A 16,255-nucleotide genomic window follows, 5' to 3' on the forward strand; every position below is an offset into this window, starting at 1 on the left:
TCGCCGGTGCCTCGGGACAGCTGCTGTCCCGGGGCACCGGCGATCTGATGCTGCTGCGCATGTTCCTGGCGTTCCCGCTGACGTTCCTCCTGGTCAACGGGGTGACGATCCTCGTCGGCGTGATCATCATGCTGATCCAGGACTGGACGCTGGGGCTGGTGATCCTGGGCCCGGCCGTGCCGGTGCTGGTGGTCTGCGTCGTCTTCGAGAAGCGGTACGCGCTGGCCGCGCGGCGGGCCCAGGACCAGGTCGGCGATCTGACGACGGTCGTCGAGGAGAGCGTGCTCGGCATCCGGATCGTCAAGGGGTTCGGCCGCCACCGCAGCCAGGCGCGCGCCTTCCGGGAGCTGACGCGGACCCTGCGCGGGACGGAGCTGTACAAGGCCCGGCTGCTCGCGACGATCTGGGCCGCGATGATGGCGCTGCCCGAGGTGGCGATCGGGGCGGCGCTGGTGCTGGGCGCGGTGCGGGTCGCCGACGGGGACCTGTCCGCGGGCACCCTGGTCGCGTTCCTGTCCACGGCGCTCGCGCTGCGCTGGCCGGTGGACTCGATCGGCTTCCTGCTCGCCCTCAGCCAGGAGGCGGCGACGGCCACGGAGCGCTACTTCGAGGTCATGGACGCCGAGCCGGAGTCGTCCGGCACCACCGAACCGGCGGGCGGCGGCAGCGACGGCGACCGCGACGGTGACCGGGGCCTGCGGTTCCACGGCGTCACCTTCCGCTACCCCGACGCCCCGCCCGGCTCCCCGCCGGTGCTCGACCGGGTCGATCTGCACGTCCGGCCCGGCGAGTCGATGGCGCTCGTCGGCGCGACCGGCAGCGGGAAGACCACGCTGACCGCGCTGGTGCCCCGGCTGTACGAGGTGACGGCGGGCCGGATCACCCTGGACGGGGCCGACATCCGGGCGATGTCCCGCGAGGAGCTGCGCACCCGGGTGGCCGTCGCCTTCGAGGAGCCCACCCTCTTCTCGGCGACCGTCGGCGAGAACGTCCGGATGGGCGCGGACGGTGACGCGGCCCCCGCGGAGGTGGAGCGCGCGCTGGCGGTCGCGCAGGCGGACTTCGTGCACGCGCTGCCGCGGGGTGTCGACACCCAGGTGGGCGAGCAGGGTCTGAGCCTGTCCGGCGGCCAGCGGCAGCGGCTGGCACTGGCCCGGGCGGTCGTGGGACGGCCGGACTTCCTGGTCCTGGACGATCCGCTGTCCGCGCTGGACGTGCACACGGAGGCGGCGGTGGAGGCCGCGCTGCGCCGGGTGCTCGCGGACACCACGGCGCTGATCGTGGCGCACCGCCCGTCCACGGTGCTGCTCGCCGACCGGGTCGCCCTGCTCTCCGGCGGCCGGATCACCGCCGTCGGCACCCATCACGAACTGCTGCGCTCCCACGCCGAGTACGCCCATCTGATGTCGGGCGAAGAGGAGGACGGCCGATGACGGTCACCACCGCGACACCGGCCAAGGGCGGGCCGGAGGAGCCGGAAGAGCGCCGCTCCCCCGGCGACCCCTTCGACCGGGATGTGCTGCCCACCCCGCCCGGCGCCACCGCCGCCCTGCTGCGTTCCCTGCTCGCCCCGATGCGGGCGCGGGTCGCGCTCACCGCCCTGTTGCTGCTGCTCCAGCAGGCGGCGGTGCAGGCGGGCCCGCTGCTGGTCGCGTACGCCATCGACCGCGCGGTGCCCGCCCTGCGCGCGGACGACCACGGGCCGCTGATCGCGGTGGGCGCCGGCTATCTGCTGTGCGCGCTGGCGGCCGGGGCGTTGCAGTACGGATTCGTGCGGAGCTCCGCGCGGGTCAGCCAGGACGTGCTGCTGGATCTGCGCGGCCGGATCTTCCGGCACGCCCAGGCGCTGAGCATCGACTTCCACGAGCGGTACACCTCGGGGCGGCTGATCTCCCGCTCCACCAGCGATGTGGAGTCCCTGCGCGAGCTGCTGGAGGACGGTCTCCAGGAGCTGGTGATGGTGATTTTGTCCTGTGTGTACACGGCGGTGCTGCTGCTCTGGCTGGATCTGGGGCTCGGCGCGCTGGCGGTGGCGTCGTTCGTGCCGCTGTGGTGGCTGGTGCGGATGTACCGGCGCCGGGTGCAGCGGGTGTATCTCCAGCGGTCCAGCGCGATCGCCGCGGTGATCGTGAAGTTCGTGGAGACGATGAACGGGATCCGGCCGGTGCGCGCCTTCCGCCGGGAGGCCGCGAACGACGCCGAGTTCCGGGTGCTGAACCGGCGGCACGAGCGCACCAACGGGGACGCGCTGCTGGAGATGGCCCGCTATGTGGTCGGCTCGCGGATCGTCGGCAACATCGCGGTCGCGCTGATCGTGCTGTGGGGCGCCTGGCGGGTGGCCGACGGCACGCTGGCGCTGGGGGTGCTGGCGGCGGCGGTGCTGTATCTGCGGCGAATGTACGACCCGATCGACCGGTTCGGCATGTTCCTCAACTCCTACCAGTCCGCGGCGGCCTCGCTGGAGAAGATCGCCGGGCTGCTGGCCCAGACGCCCTCGGTCCCCGAGCCCGCCTCGCCCGCGCCGCTGCCGCCGCTCGAGGCCGAGGAGTTCCCCGGCCGCGAGGTCGTCTTCGACGGCGTACGGTTCGCCTACCGCACGGGCGGCGAGGTGCTGCCCCGCTTCGACCTCACCCTCCCGGCCGGGCAGACCGTGGCGGTGGTCGGCTCCACCGGCGCCGGCAAGTCCACGCTGGCCAAGCTGCTCGCCCGGTTCTACGACCCGACGGAGGGCCGGGTGCTGCTCGACGGGGTCGACCTGCGCGATCTCGCCACGGCGGAGTTGCGGCGCGGCGTGGTCATGGTGACGCAGGAGGCGTTCCTGTTCTCCGGCACGGTCGCCGAGAACATCGCGATCGGCCGCCCCGACGCGACCCGCGAGGAGATCGAGCAGGCGGCGAAGGCGATCGGCGCGCACGACTTCATCAGCGCGCTGCCCGACGGCTACGACACGGACGTACGCAAGCGTGGTGGCCGTATCTCCGCAGGCCAGCGGCAACTCGTGGCGTTCGCGCGAGCGTTGCTCGCCGACCCGGGCGTGCTGATCCTCGACGAGGCGACGAGTTCGCTGGACGTCCCCGGGGAGCGGGCGGTGCAGCGGGCGATGGCGACCGTGCTGAAGGGCCGTACGGCGGTGGTGATCGCGCACCGGCTGTCCACCGTGGAGATCGCGGACCGGGTGCTGGTGATGGAGCACGGCCGGATCGTGGAGGACGGCAGTCCGGCCGGTCTGATCGCCGGGACGGGCCGCTTCGCGGACCTGCACCGGGCGTGGCGGGACAGTCTGGCGTAGCCCGGCGGCCCCGGCGGTGACCGTCCGACGGCCCGTACCGCGTCACGCGGTGCGGGCCGTCGCCTTTGCGCGCAAGTCGCCCGAAGTCCGGCGCGGCGCACGACAGTTCAGCGCCCGGCCTCTTTACGCGCCTGACACGCGCCGGTACCTTCCAGCCGCTGGAAGCTCTTTCTGCAACTTTCCGAAGTCCCTTGCGTCAGGCGGCGGCGCGTCCGTCCGGCCCGGGGCCCGCCGACGAGGGAGTGTCATGAAACGCCGTAACGTCCGACGAGGGAGACGGCCGCTGACGGCCGCGCTCGTCGCCGGCTCGCTGCTGAGCCTCCTGCACGCCGTGCCGGAGCCGGACCGCCCGCGGACCGAGCCGGTCGCAACGACCGCGAACACCGCGACGGTCTTCTACTACACGAAGACCAGGAACTGGCCGACGTACCACCTCCACCACGCGCCCGACGGCGGCGCCTGGACCAGCGTGCCGGGCACGGCCATGGAGCCGGCCTGCACGGACTGGGTCAAGAAGACGGTGGACCTGGGGTCCGCCGCCGGTCTCCAGGCCACCTTCAACAATGGCGCTGGCACCTGGGACAACAACGGCGGCGCCAACTACCGGCTGGGCACCGGGGCGATCACCGTCAAGGACGGCGTGGTCGCCCACTCCGATCCGTGCGCGGGCTCCGAACCGGTCGAGGGCGACAAGGCGACGGTGTACTACTCGGCCCAGGCCCTCGGCTGGTCCACCGCCAACCTGCACTACCAGCCCGCCGGCGGCTCCTGGACGGCCGTCCCCGGCATCGGCATGCGAGCCGCGTGCGCCGGCTGGTGGAAGCAGACCGTCGACCTCGGCACGGCCACCTCCCTGAAGGCCGCGTTCAACAACGGCAACGGCGTCTGGGACAACAACAACGGCACCGACTACACCCTCCCGGCCGGCACCAGCACGGTGCTGAACAAGGTCGTCACCAGGCACGCGAAGGACCCCTGTGCGGCCACCGAGCCCGACACGCGGGCGCCCACCGCCCCGGCCGGGGTGGCGGCACAGGCCACCGGTGTCTCCGTCGTGCTCACCTGGCAGCCCGCCGCCGACGACACGGGCGTGGTGAAGTACCAGGTGACGCGGACCGGCGGCAGCGGCGGCACGGTCGTCACCGATGCCGGCTCGACGGTGTTCACGGACAGCGGCCTGGCGGAGCGGACCGCCTACACGTACACCGTGCGGGCCGTCGACGCAGCCGGGAACGTCTCCCCCGCCTCGGCCGCCGTCACGGCCACCACCGGCGAGAAGCCCTCCGGCCCGGCGCCCGGCAAGCCGCTGGGCACCGACCCGCGCAAGGACCCCGTCTACTTCGTCCTCACCGCCCGCTTCCACGACGGCGACGGCTCCAACAACCGGGGCGGCAGCCAGCATGTGAAGTCCGGCAACGCGGCCGACGCCGACCCGATGTTCCGCGGGGACTTCCGCGGGCTGGTCGACAAGCTGGACTACATCAAGGGCCTCGGCTTCTCCGCCGTGTGGATCACTCCGGTGGTCCTCAACCGCTCGGACTACGACTACCACGGCTACCACGGCTGGGACTTCTACAAGGTCGACCCGCGCCTTGAGTCGGCGGGCGCCTCCTACCAGGACCTGATCGACGCCGCGCACGCCAAGGGCATGAAGATCTACCAGGACGTGGTCTACAACCACTCCTCCCGCTGGGGCGCGAAAGGCCTGTTCACGCCGACCGTGTACGGGGTGCGCGACAGCCAGTGGAGCTGGTACTACGACGAGCGGCAGCCCGGCTTCGAGTACGACGGCCTGACCGTCGATCCGAAGAGCGGCAAGTCGTACTACAACGGTGACCTGTGGTCGACCGCCGAGCCGGCCGGCAACACCTGCGTCAACTGGGGCACACCCACCGGCCGGACCTCCCCGGAGGGCTACCGGATCCACAACTGCCAGTGGCCGAGCCCGACCTCCGGCATGTTCCCCACGGCGTACTACCACCAGTGCTGGATCGGCAACTGGGAGGGCGAGGACTCCCGGTCCTGCTGGCTGCACGAGGACCTGGCGGACTTCGACACGGAGAGCGCCGCCGTGCAGAACTACCTGGTCGGCGCCTACAACAAGTACATCGACATGGGCGTCGACGGGTTCCGCGTGGACACCGCCGTACACATCCCGCGGACCACCTGGAACCGCCGCTTCCTGCCCGCGATCACCGAACGCGTGACCCAGCGGCACGGCGCCGAGGCCGCGCGGAACTTCTTCGTCTTCGGCGAGGTCGCGGCCTTCGTCAACGACAAGTGGAACCGAGGCTCGGTCAACCACTCCGCGCAGTTCTACACCTGGAAGGAGCGCAAGGAGTACGCGGCGGACGACACCTCGGCCGCCCTGGAGATGTACGCGTACGAGCAGCAGCAGGGCACCGGCAACCAGCCCACCAGCACCAACGCGTTCCTGAACGGGAACGGCTACCACACCCCGGACCACTCCCGGTTCTCCGGCATGCACATCATCGACATGCGGATGCACATGAACTTCGGGGACGCCCAGAACGCCTTCTCAGGCGGCAAGGACTCCGACGACAGCGTCAACGACGCCACGTACAACGTCGTCTACGTCGACAGCCACGACTACGGGCCGAACAAGAGCAGCGAGCGCTACGCGGGCGGCACCGACGCCTGGGCCGAGAACATGTCGCTGATGTGGACCTTCCGCGGCATCCCGGCCCTGTACTACGGGTCGGAGATCGAGTTCCAGGCCGGGAAGAAGATCGACTGCGGCCCGTCCTGCCCGCTGGCGACCACCGGTCGCGCCCACTACGGCGACCACCTGGCCGGCTCGGTCACCGCGCCGGACTTCTCGCAGGTCTCCTCGGCCTCCGGCACGGTCGCCCAGACTCTGCAGAAACCCCTGGTCAAGCATGTCCAGCGGCTGAACCAGATCCGGCGGGCGATCCCGGCCCTGCAGATGGGCCAGTACTCCACCGAGGGCATCAGCGGCGGCATGGCCTTCAAGCGCCGCTACACCGAGGGCGGCACGGACAGCTTCGCACTCGTGACCGTCTCCGGGGGCGCCACGTACACGGGCATCCCGAACGGCACGTACGTGGACGCCGTCACCGGTGACCGCAGGACCGTCGCGGACGGCACCCTCACCGTCGCCGCGCCGGGCAAGGGCAACCTCCGGGTGTACGTGCTGAACGGACCCGGCAGGATCGGCGCCGACGGGCCGTATCTGAAGTAGCGAGAGGGAAAGAAGCACCCTCTCCGAAGGGGCGTGATCCGGCCACTGTCCCCCGTCACCCTGACGGGGGACAGTTCGTATATCGAACGTGAACTCCCGGACAACGAACGATTTCCGGCCAACTTTCTGACGCGCTCCTGACAGGAGCGGCGCGGTGCTGCCACTCTTCCCACGGCCGCCTCACAGCAACCCCACAGACCAGTCCGCTGCTGTGGCGCGGCGCAGCTCCACGCACGCCCGGACGGCCCACCCGCCGTCCGGTCTCCCCTGGCCGCGAGACCCGCGGCCGCGCAGAAGGAGTCAGTGTTGAGCAGCAGTTCCTCTCACAGACGCACCTCCCACACCCCCCGTCGCCGGGCCGCGGCCGTCGCGCTGGTCGGTGTCGCCGCCCTCGTCGCAGCCGCCGTGCAGTCCGGTGCCGCGACCGCCGCGCCGGACCGGGCACCGTCGGCGTCGGCCGCCGCGGACCCGGGCGCCCTGCCGAAGAAGCTCACCCCCGCCCAGCGCGCCGAACTGATGCGCGAGGCGGAGGCCGGCAAGGCGGACACGGCCAGGGAACTCCGCCTCGGCGCCCAGGAGAAGCTGGTCGTCCGGGACGTCGTCCAGGACCGTGACGGCACGACGCACACCCGCTACGAGCGCACCTACGCGGGGCTGCCCGTCCTCGGCGGCGACCTGGTCGTCAAGACGGCGAAGGACGGCAGCACCGAGGGTGTCGCGCGGGCCACCCGGGCCGCGATCAAGCCGGCCACCCTCACCCCGGCGGTGGGCGCCGTGCGCGCCGAGCGGCAGGCACTGGCCGCCGCGAAGGCGGAGGAGGCCAAGAGCCCCGACGTCAACCGCGCTCCGCGCAAGGTGATCTGGGCCGCGAACGGCACACCGACCCTCGCCTGGGAGACCGTCGTCGGCGGCTTCCAGCACGACGGGACGCCGCAGGAGCTGCACGTCGTCACGGACGCGGCGACCGGGGAGAAGCTCTTCGAGTGGGAGGCCGTCCAGACCGGCACCGGCCACACGGTGTACAGCGGCACGGTCCCGCTGACCACCACGCAGTCGGGGTCGACGTACAACCTGACCGACGGCGCGCGCGGCGGCCACAAGACGTACAACCTCAACCGCGGCACCTCGGGCACCGGAACGCTGTTCTCCGGCCCGGACGACGTGTGGGGCAACGGCACCCCGTCCAACCTGGAGTCGGCCGGCGCCGACGCGCACTACGGGGCCGCGCTGACCTGGGACTACTACAAGAACGTGCACGGCCGCAACGGCATCCGCGGCGACGGCGTCGGCGCCTACTCGCGGGTCCACTACGGCAACAACTACGTCAACGCGTTCTGGTCGGACAGCTGCTTCTGCATGACCTACGGCGACGGCTCCGGCAACGCCAATCCGCTGACCTCGATCGACGTGGCCGCGCACGAGATGACGCACGGCCTGACGTCGGCGACCGCCAAGCTGGTCTACAGCGGCGAGTCGGGCGGCCTGAACGAGGCGACCTCCGACATCCTCGGCGCGGCCGTCGAGTTCGCCGCCAACAACTCCTCCGACGTCGGTGACTACCTCATCGGCGAGGAGATCGACATCAACGGCGACGGCACGCCGCTGCGCTACATGGACAAGCCGAGCAGGGACGGCTCGTCGAAGGACAGCTGGTACTCCGGTATCGGCTCGATCGACGTGCACTACTCGTCCGGCCCGGCGAACCACTTCTTCTACCTGCTGAGCGAGGGCAGCGGCGCGAAGACCATCAACGGCGTCAGCTACGACTCGCCGACCGCGGACGGACTGCCGGTCACCGGCATCGGCCGGGCCAAGGCGGAGCAGATCTGGTTCAAGGCGCTCACCACCAAGTTCACGTCCACCACCAACTACGCGGGGGCCCGCACCGGGACCCTGGCGGTCGCGGGCGAGCTGTACGGCACCACGAGCGCCGAGTACAAGGCGGTGCAGGACGCGTGGGCGGGCGTCGCGGTCGGCTCGCGCTCCGGCGGCGGCGGTGGCGGCACGTCGTTCGAGAACTCCGCCGACGTGGCGATCCCGGACCGGGGCGCCGCGGTCACCTCGCCGGTCACCGTGACCGGCCGCACCGGCAACGCGCCGAGCAACCTCCAGGTCGCGGTGGACATCGTGCACACCTACATCGGTGACCTCCAGGTGCAGCTGGTCGCGCCCGACGGCTCGGCCTACACGCTGAAGGGCTACGGCACCGGAGGCAGCGCGGACAACCTCAACACCACGTACACGGTGAACGCCTCGTCCGAGGCCGCCAACGGCACCTGGCTGCTGCGGGTCCAGGACAACGCGGCCGCCGACACCGGGTACATCAACAGCTGGAAGCTGACCTTCCCGTAAACCGGGTCCGGGCAGCGGGCGGGGCGCCGTCCCGGGGGCAACTCCCCTGGGGCGGCGCCCCTTTCGCGTACCCGCTTCACCTTCCCGAAACATTTCTCGGCCGGTGCTTTTCGGCCAACATCACTTCAGGGTCCTGACATGTACGCACCACCGATGCCAGGCTTCCTCCACCCGCCGCACAGCTTCCCCGCAACCCCCACCAAGGAGTTTGTGTGTCCCCCACGCCCTCCCGTCGCTACGCGCGTCACCGGCGCACCACCCTCGCGCTGGCCACCGCCGTCGCCGCCGGAGCCCTGCTCACCACCGGCCTCACCACCGGTGCCGCCACCGCCCAGGACTCCTCCACCGTCCCGGCCGCCCGCGCCGCCACCCCGCTGGCCCTCTCCCCCGCCACCCGCACGGCCCTGATCCGCCAGGCCGACGCCGCCACCGAGCGGACCGCCGACGAGATAGGCCTCGGCGCCAAGGAGGAACTGGTCGTCCGAGACGTCGTCAAGGACGCCGACGGCAGCCTCCACACCCGCTACGAGCGCACCTACGCCGGACTCCCCGTCCTCGGCGGCGACCTCGTCGTGCACGAGAGCCCGGCCGGGCGGACCGAGGGCGTCACCAAGGCCGTCACAGCGCGCATCGCGGTCGCCGACCTCACCCCCGAGATCAGCGCGGCCGGCGCCGAGAGCCAGGCCGTCAAGCGGGCCAAGGCGCTCGGCGGCACCAAGTCCGGCGCCGCCAAGGCCCCCCGCAAGGTGATCTGGGCGGCGAACGGCAGGCCCACCCTCGCCTACGAGACGGTCGTCGGCGGCTTCCAGGAGGACGGCACCCCGAACGAGCTGCACGTCATCACCGACGCGGCCACCGGCAGGAAGCTCTACGAGTACCAGGGCATCGAGACCGGCACCGGCAAGGGCCTCTACAACGGCACCGTCACCCTCGGCACCTACCTGTCGGGCTCGGCGTACCAGCTGTACGACCCCTCGCGCGGCGGCCACAAGACGTACAACAAAGCCCGCTCCACCAGCGGCTCGGCCGGCACCCTGTTCACCGACGCCGACGACACCTGGGGCACCGGCGCCGCCTCCAGCTCCTCCACCGACCAGACGGCGGCGGTCGACGCGGCCTACGGCGCGCAGACCACCTGGGACTACTACAAGAACACCTTCGGCCGCAACGGCATCAAGAACGACGGCAAGGCCGCCTACTCGCGCGTCCACTACGGCAACGCGTACGTCAACGCCTTCTGGTCCGACAGCTGCTTCTGCATGACCTACGGCGACGGCGAGGGCAACACCAAGCCGCTCACCTCGCTGGACGTGGCCGCCCACGAGATGACCCACGGCGTCACCTCGAACACCGCGGGGCTCAACTACTCCGGCGAGTCCGGCGGCCTCAACGAGGCCACCTCCGACATCTTCGGCGCGGCGGTCGAGTTCTACGCAGGCAACCCCGCCGACCCCGGCGACTACCTCATCGGCGAGAAGATCGACATCAACGGCGACGGCACCCCGCTGCGCCACATGGACAGGCCGAGCAAGGACGGCGCGTCGGCGGACTACTGGTCGTCGTCGCTGGGCGGCCTGGACGTCCACCACTCCTCCGGCCCCGCGAACCACTTCTTCTACCTGCTCAGCGAGGGCAGCGGCGCCAAGACCGTCAACGGCGTCAGCTACAACTCGCCGACCTACAACGGCTCCACGGTCACCGGCATCGGCCGCGCCAAGGCCGCGGCGATCTGGTACAAGGCGCTCACCACGTACATGACGTCGACCACCAACTACAAGGGCGCGCGCACGGCGACCCTGAACGCGGCCTCGGCGCTCTACGGCGCCGCCGGCACCGAGTACAAGGCGGTCGCCGCGGCCTGGACGGCCGTCAACGTCAACTGAACCGACGGCTCGGTCAGCCGGACGGCACCCGGTGGGCGGACGACGCCGGGTGCCGCCCTACGCTGGGGCGCATGTCTCTTGGGGAATTCACCTACGCGGACGTCGGCGCCACCCGCGAGCCGGGCTTCTGCCCACCCGGCTTCCACCGCATGGACGTCCGCACCCGGATCGGCGAGGGCCACGACGTCTTCCGCCGGGCCGCCGAGGCGGTGTGCACCTGGGAGATGCACCGGGCGATGGGCGTCGGCATCGACGCGAGCGCCGACCGCGCCGCCCCGGACGTGACGGTCACCGTCACCCTCGCCGGACTGGTCAAGGCCCCCTGCCGGATCGTCTGGACCGTCGACGAGCCCCGCCGCGCCGGCTGGGCCTACGGCACCCTGCCCGGCCACCCCGAGTGCGGCGAGGAGTCCTTCATCGTCGACCGCACCGGCGACGGCACGGTCTGGCTGACCGTCTCCGCCTTCAGCCGCGCCGCCAGCTGGTACGCCAAGGCCGGCGGCCCGGCCACCCGCGGCCTCCAGCACGCCTACGCAAGACGGTGCGGGAAGGTGCTGCGCGCCCTGTGCGGCCGGGCCCCGGAGAGCTGATCCCTACCGCATCAGCACCCCCGCCGACTCCCGCACCTCGTCCGTCGGGACCGCCAGCAGGCCCGGTTCCGCCCCGGAGGCCAGCAGGCGGTGGGCGGGGAGGATGCGGACGGTGTAGCCGAAGGGGCCGGTGCGGTCCAGGGAGAGGGGGCCCTCGTAGAGCCAGCGGCCCTCCATGTCGGGGCCGCCGGCCGGCTTGAGCGGCACGGACGAGGCGTCGGCGATACGGTCCTCGGAGTCGACGCGCCCGGACACCGCCTGCACCTCGACGTCGTCGGGCGCCAGGTCGCCGAGGCCGACCCGGACGCGCAGGGTGAGGGTGGTGCCCAGTTCGGCGGTGGCCCGCGTCGCGGAGGTCTCGACGTGGTCGACCGTCACCGCGTGCCAGGCCGAGCGCACCCGGGCCTTCCACTCGGCCAGCTCCCGCGCGGAGTCCGGGTCCATCGCGCGGTGGGAGAGCGCGGCGGGGGCGTAGAGCCGCTCCACGTACTCCCGGACCATCCGGCCCGCCAGCACCTTCGGGCCGAGCAGACTGAGCGTCTGCCGGACCATCTCGATCCAGCGGTCGGGCAGCCCGCCCTGGCCGCGCTCGTAGAAGCGCGGGGTGATCCGCTGCTCCAGCAGGTCGTACAGGGCGGCGGCCTCGATGTCGTCCCGCCGGTCCGGGTCGGTGCCGTGGCCGTCGGCGGTGGGGATCGCCCAGCCGAAGTCCGGCTGGAACCACTCGTCCCACCAGCCGTCCAGCACGGAGAGGTTCAGGCAGCCGTTGAGCGCCGCCTTCATGCCGCTCGTGCCGCACGCCTCCAGCGGGCGCAGCGGGTTGTTCAGCCAGATGTCACAGCCCGGGTAGAGCTTCTGCGCCATCGCCATGCCGTAGTCGGGGAGGAAGACGATCCGGTGCCGGACCCGCGGGTCGTCGGCGAACCGGACCAGTTCCTGGATCAGCCGCTTGCCGCCGTCGTCCGCCGGGTGCGCCTTGCCCGCCACCACGATCTGCACCGGCCGCTCCGGGTGCAGCAGCAGCTCCATCAGCCGGTCCCGGTCGCGCAGCATCAGCGTCAGCCGCTTGTAGGAGGGGACGCGCCGGGCGAAGCCGATGGTCAGGACGTCCGGGTCGAGCACCCCGTCGATCCAGCCCAGCTCGGCCGTGCCGGCGCCGCGCTGCCGCCAGGCGGTGCGCAGCCGTTCGCGCACCTCCGTCACCAGTTGCTCGCGCAAGGACCGGCGCAGCTCCCAGATGTCCTGGTCGGGAATGTCGGCGACGGCGTCCCAGCGGTCGGACGCGCCGACGGTCAGGGCGTCCTCGGTGCGCTGGGCGCCGATCTGCCGGGCGCCGAGCCGGAACACCTCGGGGGCCACCCAGGTCGGGGCGTGCACCCCGTTGGTGACGGAGGTGATCGGCACCTCCTCGGGGTCGAACCCTGGCCACAGTCCGGCGAACATCTCCCGGCTCACCTTGCCGTGCAGCAGGGACACCCCGTTGGCGCGCTGGGCCAGGCGCAGGCCCATGACCGCCATGTTGAACACGTTGGGCTCACCGCCGGGGTAGGTCTCCATGCCGAGCTGGAGGACGCGGTGCACGTCGATGGAGGGCAGTTCGGCGTCGGCGCCGAAGTGCCGGGCGACCAGCTCCCGGTCGAAGCGGTCGATGCCGGCCGGGACGGGCGTGTGGGTGGTGAAGACGGTGCCCGCCCGCACCGCCTCCAGCGCCGAGTCGAAGTCCAGCCCGTCGGCGCAGAGTTCCGCGATCCGCTCCAGGCCGAGGAAGCCCGCGTGCCCCTCGTTGGTGTGGAACACCTCGGGCTCGGGGTGGCCGGTGAGCCGGCAGTACGACCGCACCGCCCGCACTCCTCCTATGCCGAGCAGCATCTCCTGGAGCAGCCGGTGCTCGCTGCCGCCGCCGTAGAGCCGGTCGGTGACACCGCGCTCGCCGTGCTCGTTCTCCTCGACGTCCGAGTCGAGCAGCAGCAGCGGCACGCGGCCGACCTGGGCCAGCCAGATCCGGGCGCGCAGCGACCTGCCGCCGGGCAGCGCGAGGGCGACGTGGGCGGGGGTGCCGTCGGACTCCCTCAGCAGGGCGAGGGGGAGCTCGTTGGGGTCGAGGACGGGGTAGTGCTCCTGCTGCCAGCCGTCGCGGGAGAGGGTCTGGCGGAAGTAGCCGTGCCGGTAGAGCAGGCCGACGCCGATCAGCGGCGCGCCCAGGTCGCTGGCCGCCTTCAGGTGGTCTCCGGCGAGGATGCCGAGGCCGCCGGAGTACTGGGGCAGGGCGGCGGTGATGCCGAACTCGGGTGAGAAGTAGGCGACGGCGGAGGGGAGTTCCCCGGACCGGGTCTGGTACCAGCGGTCGCCGGTCACGTAGTCGTGCAGATCGTCGGCGACCGTGGTCAGCCGGCGCAGGAACCGGCGGTCCTCGGCCAGCTCGGCGAGCCGGGCGGGCGGCACGCTGCCCAGCAGCCGCACCGGATCACCACCCGAGGCGGCCCAGCGGTCGGGATCGACGGACTGGAATAGATCACGCGTCTCCGCGTGCCAGGACCAGCGCAGATTGCGCGCCAGGTCGCTCAGCGGACGGAGGGGTTCGGGGAGAACGGGACGGACGGTGAATCGACGGATCGCCTTCACGGTTCCACCTTGTCGCTGACTGACGGACGCGATGTGCGTTGTTTGTCCCTGTCGACGGTAGTGGCTACCCGGCTTCGGGGTGGCCAACTCGAAGGACCGTGGCGCCCGTCCCGCCCGTGCCGATATGGCCGATTCCGCCCCCACAGGCCGCCTTGCGGTGCCGCACACCGCACGAGACCCTGCCCAGGGCCGGACCGGCCGACACGCCGGTGCGCCCGGGCTGGAGCGGAACGCACCGCCACGACGCGGCGGCGAGCGCGGCGTCGGCCGCCGGGCGGGTCCGGCCGCGGTGCTGTGCACCACGGCCTTTCCGGTCACCCCGTGCCCGCGCGGGCGGCGCCGGAGAGGCCGTCGTCCGGAGCGGACCGGGGCGGCTGCGCCGGCGGCGGCTGCCTGGTCACGGCGAAGGGGGGAGCCGGCACTGCGTCAGCGGCGGGAGCGGACGTCGCCGAGAAGTACGGGCGCGCGTCGGCCACCCGTACGGCACGGTCCTCGACGGCCGGGTCGAACGGGCGAACGAGGCACCCGCACCCTCCGAAGTCCGCGGGCACCAGGGGACGGTGCACCTGATCGACATCCACCGGGACTTCGGCGACGCCGGCCGGACGCCGCCGTGCGCGACTCGGCCCGCCGGAGTGACGTACCCGGCGCGGCCGGCAACCAGGTACTTCCGGCCAGACTTCACTGCCCCGCGAGCCTCCGGCAGGCCCCCACCGCGGGCGGTACCGGACCATGTGACGACCCGTGCCCTCCTCCCACCACCGCACCGCGCAGGCCCTGCTCGCCCTTGGCGTCGCCTTCACCCCGGCGGCGCACACCGGCGACACCGCCGGAACCGTCCGCTCCGCTGCGTTCATGGCGTATCCGCACGTCAGGGCGCCGCGGCACCCGGTTCGGCCGCTCACCCGAAGGCCGCCCCGGCCCGGTCCCGCGGGCGCCGACGGGCGGCGCGGCCACCGGCAGGGCGCCCGGCGGAGGACTCCGTTCACCGGACAGACTTCTTCAGGTACCGCGGACTTGATGGCACAGTCCGGCCACCGGCGCCATCCTGCTCGGACAGGGCCGGACTTGTGTGTAGACATACGCGTGAGTAGTTAACAAAGTGCCGGATTGCCCACCCGAATAGGGTGGGAAGGCTCCTGCGGTACACCTCACAGGCACCTCACGCAGAACCCACCTCCCCACAGCAATCCGCCCACCCACGTTGACGCGGACAGGAGCGGTGATGCCCGCCACGCACCACTCGCCAGTGACCCCGACCACCAGCAGCACCGACACACCCCCGGTGCGCCCGGCCGACAGCGGTCCACCGGCCCCGGAGCCATTCTCCGCGGGTGAGGTCACCGCCGTCGGGCGCATACCGGTTCTCGACGTCCGCCCGGTCGTCCAGCACGGCCGGCGGCCCGCCAAGGCGGTGACCGGGGAGCGCTTCGAGATCTCGGCCACCGTGTTCCGCGAGGGCCATGACGCGGTCGCCGCCAATGTCGTGCTGCGCGACCCCGGGGGCCGGCCCGGCCCATGGACCCCGATGCGCGAACTGGCCCCCGGCACCGACCGCTGGGGCGCCACCGTCACCGCGGAGACGCCCGGCCACTGGACCTTCACGGTCGAGGCCTGGGCCGACCCCGTCACCACCTGGCGCCACCACGCCACGATCAAGATCCCGGCCGGGATCGACACCGGTCTCGTGCTGGAGGAGGGCGCCCGGCTGTACGAACGGGCGGCCGCCGGCATGCCCGACCGGGAGCGGGAGCCGGTGCTCGCCGCGGCCGCGGCGCTGCGGGACGAGTCCCGCACGGCCGCCGTCCGGCTCGCGGCGGCGCTCACACCGGAGGTGGAGGAGGCTCTCGCCCGGTATCCGCTGCGGGAGCTGGTCACCGCCTCGGACCCGATGCCGCTGCTGGTGGAGCGGGAGCGGGCGTTGTTCGGGTCGTGGTACGAGTTCTTCCCGCGTTCGGAGGGCACGACGGAGCGTCCGCACGGCACGTTCCGCACGGCCGCGCGGCGGCTGCCCGCGATCGCGCGGATGGGTTTCGACGTCGTCTACCTGCCGCCGGTCCATCCGATCGGCACCACGTTCCGCAAGGGCCCGAACAACACGCTGTCCGCGGCCCCCGAGGATGTGGGGGTGCCGTGGGCGATCGGCTCGCCCGAGGGCGGCCACGACGCCGTGCACCCGGACCTGGGCACGATCGAGGACTTCGACTGGTTCGTCGCCCAGGCCCGCGGCCACGGTCTGGAGATCGCGCTGGACTTCGCCCTGCAGTGCTCCCCCGACCACCCGTGGGTGCACAAG

At 72.2% G+C, this 16,255-nt stretch carries 8 protein-coding genes; 7 read left to right on the forward strand and 1 reads right to left on the reverse strand.

What is annotated here, in order from left to right:
* From CCN42_RS06375 to CCN42_RS06400, 6 genes are all read left to right on the forward strand, one after another.
* A partial coding sequence (locus CCN42_RS06375) for an ABC transporter ATP-binding protein (RefSeq protein WP_107427552.1) occupies positions 1-1,433 on the forward strand: 1,433 nt, incomplete at its 5' end.
* Entirely contained in the window at positions 1,430-3,289 is a 1,860-nt protein-coding gene (locus tag CCN42_RS06380) for an ABC transporter ATP-binding protein (protein ID WP_086733625.1), read from the forward strand. The genes CCN42_RS06375 and CCN42_RS06380, both read left to right, overlap by 4 nt.
* A 247-nt stretch (positions 3,290-3,536) precedes the next feature.
* Positions 3,537-6,512 (forward strand): carbohydrate binding domain-containing protein, encoded by a 2,976-nt coding sequence (locus CCN42_RS06385; RefSeq protein WP_086733626.1) that lies wholly within the window; start codon positions 3,537-3,539, stop codon positions 6,510-6,512.
* 306 nt (positions 6,513-6,818) lie between these two features.
* Positions 6,819-8,864, forward strand: a complete 2,046-nt coding sequence (locus tag CCN42_RS06390; protein ID WP_086733628.1) for a M4 family metallopeptidase — start codon at positions 6,819-6,821, stop codon at positions 8,862-8,864.
* A 212-nt stretch (positions 8,865-9,076) separates the two neighbouring features.
* Complete coding sequence (locus CCN42_RS06395) at positions 9,077-10,747, forward strand: M4 family metallopeptidase (protein WP_086733630.1); 1,671 nt, start codon at positions 9,077-9,079, stop codon at positions 10,745-10,747.
* A 71-nt stretch (positions 10,748-10,818) separates the two neighbouring features.
* Positions 10,819-11,337 (forward strand): DUF1990 domain-containing protein, encoded by a 519-nt coding sequence (locus tag CCN42_RS06400; protein ID WP_086733632.1) that lies wholly within the window; start codon positions 10,819-10,821, stop codon positions 11,335-11,337.
* A 3-nt stretch (positions 11,338-11,340) separates the two neighbouring features.
* Here CCN42_RS06400 and CCN42_RS06405 read toward each other — a convergent pair whose 3' ends face one another.
* Complete coding sequence (locus CCN42_RS06405) at positions 11,341-13,959, reverse strand: glycosyltransferase family 1 protein (RefSeq protein ID WP_086168291.1); 2,619 nt, start codon at positions 13,957-13,959, stop codon at positions 11,341-11,343.
* Positions 13,960-15,184: 1,225 nt separating this feature from the next.
* On the opposite strand from CCN42_RS06405, the gene CCN42_RS06415 reads away from it, so the two are divergent.
* Positions 15,185-16,255: maltotransferase domain-containing protein (locus CCN42_RS06415; RefSeq protein ID WP_143661862.1), on the forward strand; the 1,071-nt coding region annotated here is incomplete at its 3' end.

Origin of the sequence: Streptomyces glaucescens, assembly GCF_002154375.1 — a bacterium.
In the GTDB taxonomy this organism is placed as follows: domain Bacteria; phylum Actinomycetota; class Actinomycetes; order Streptomycetales; family Streptomycetaceae; genus Streptomyces; species Streptomyces glaucescens.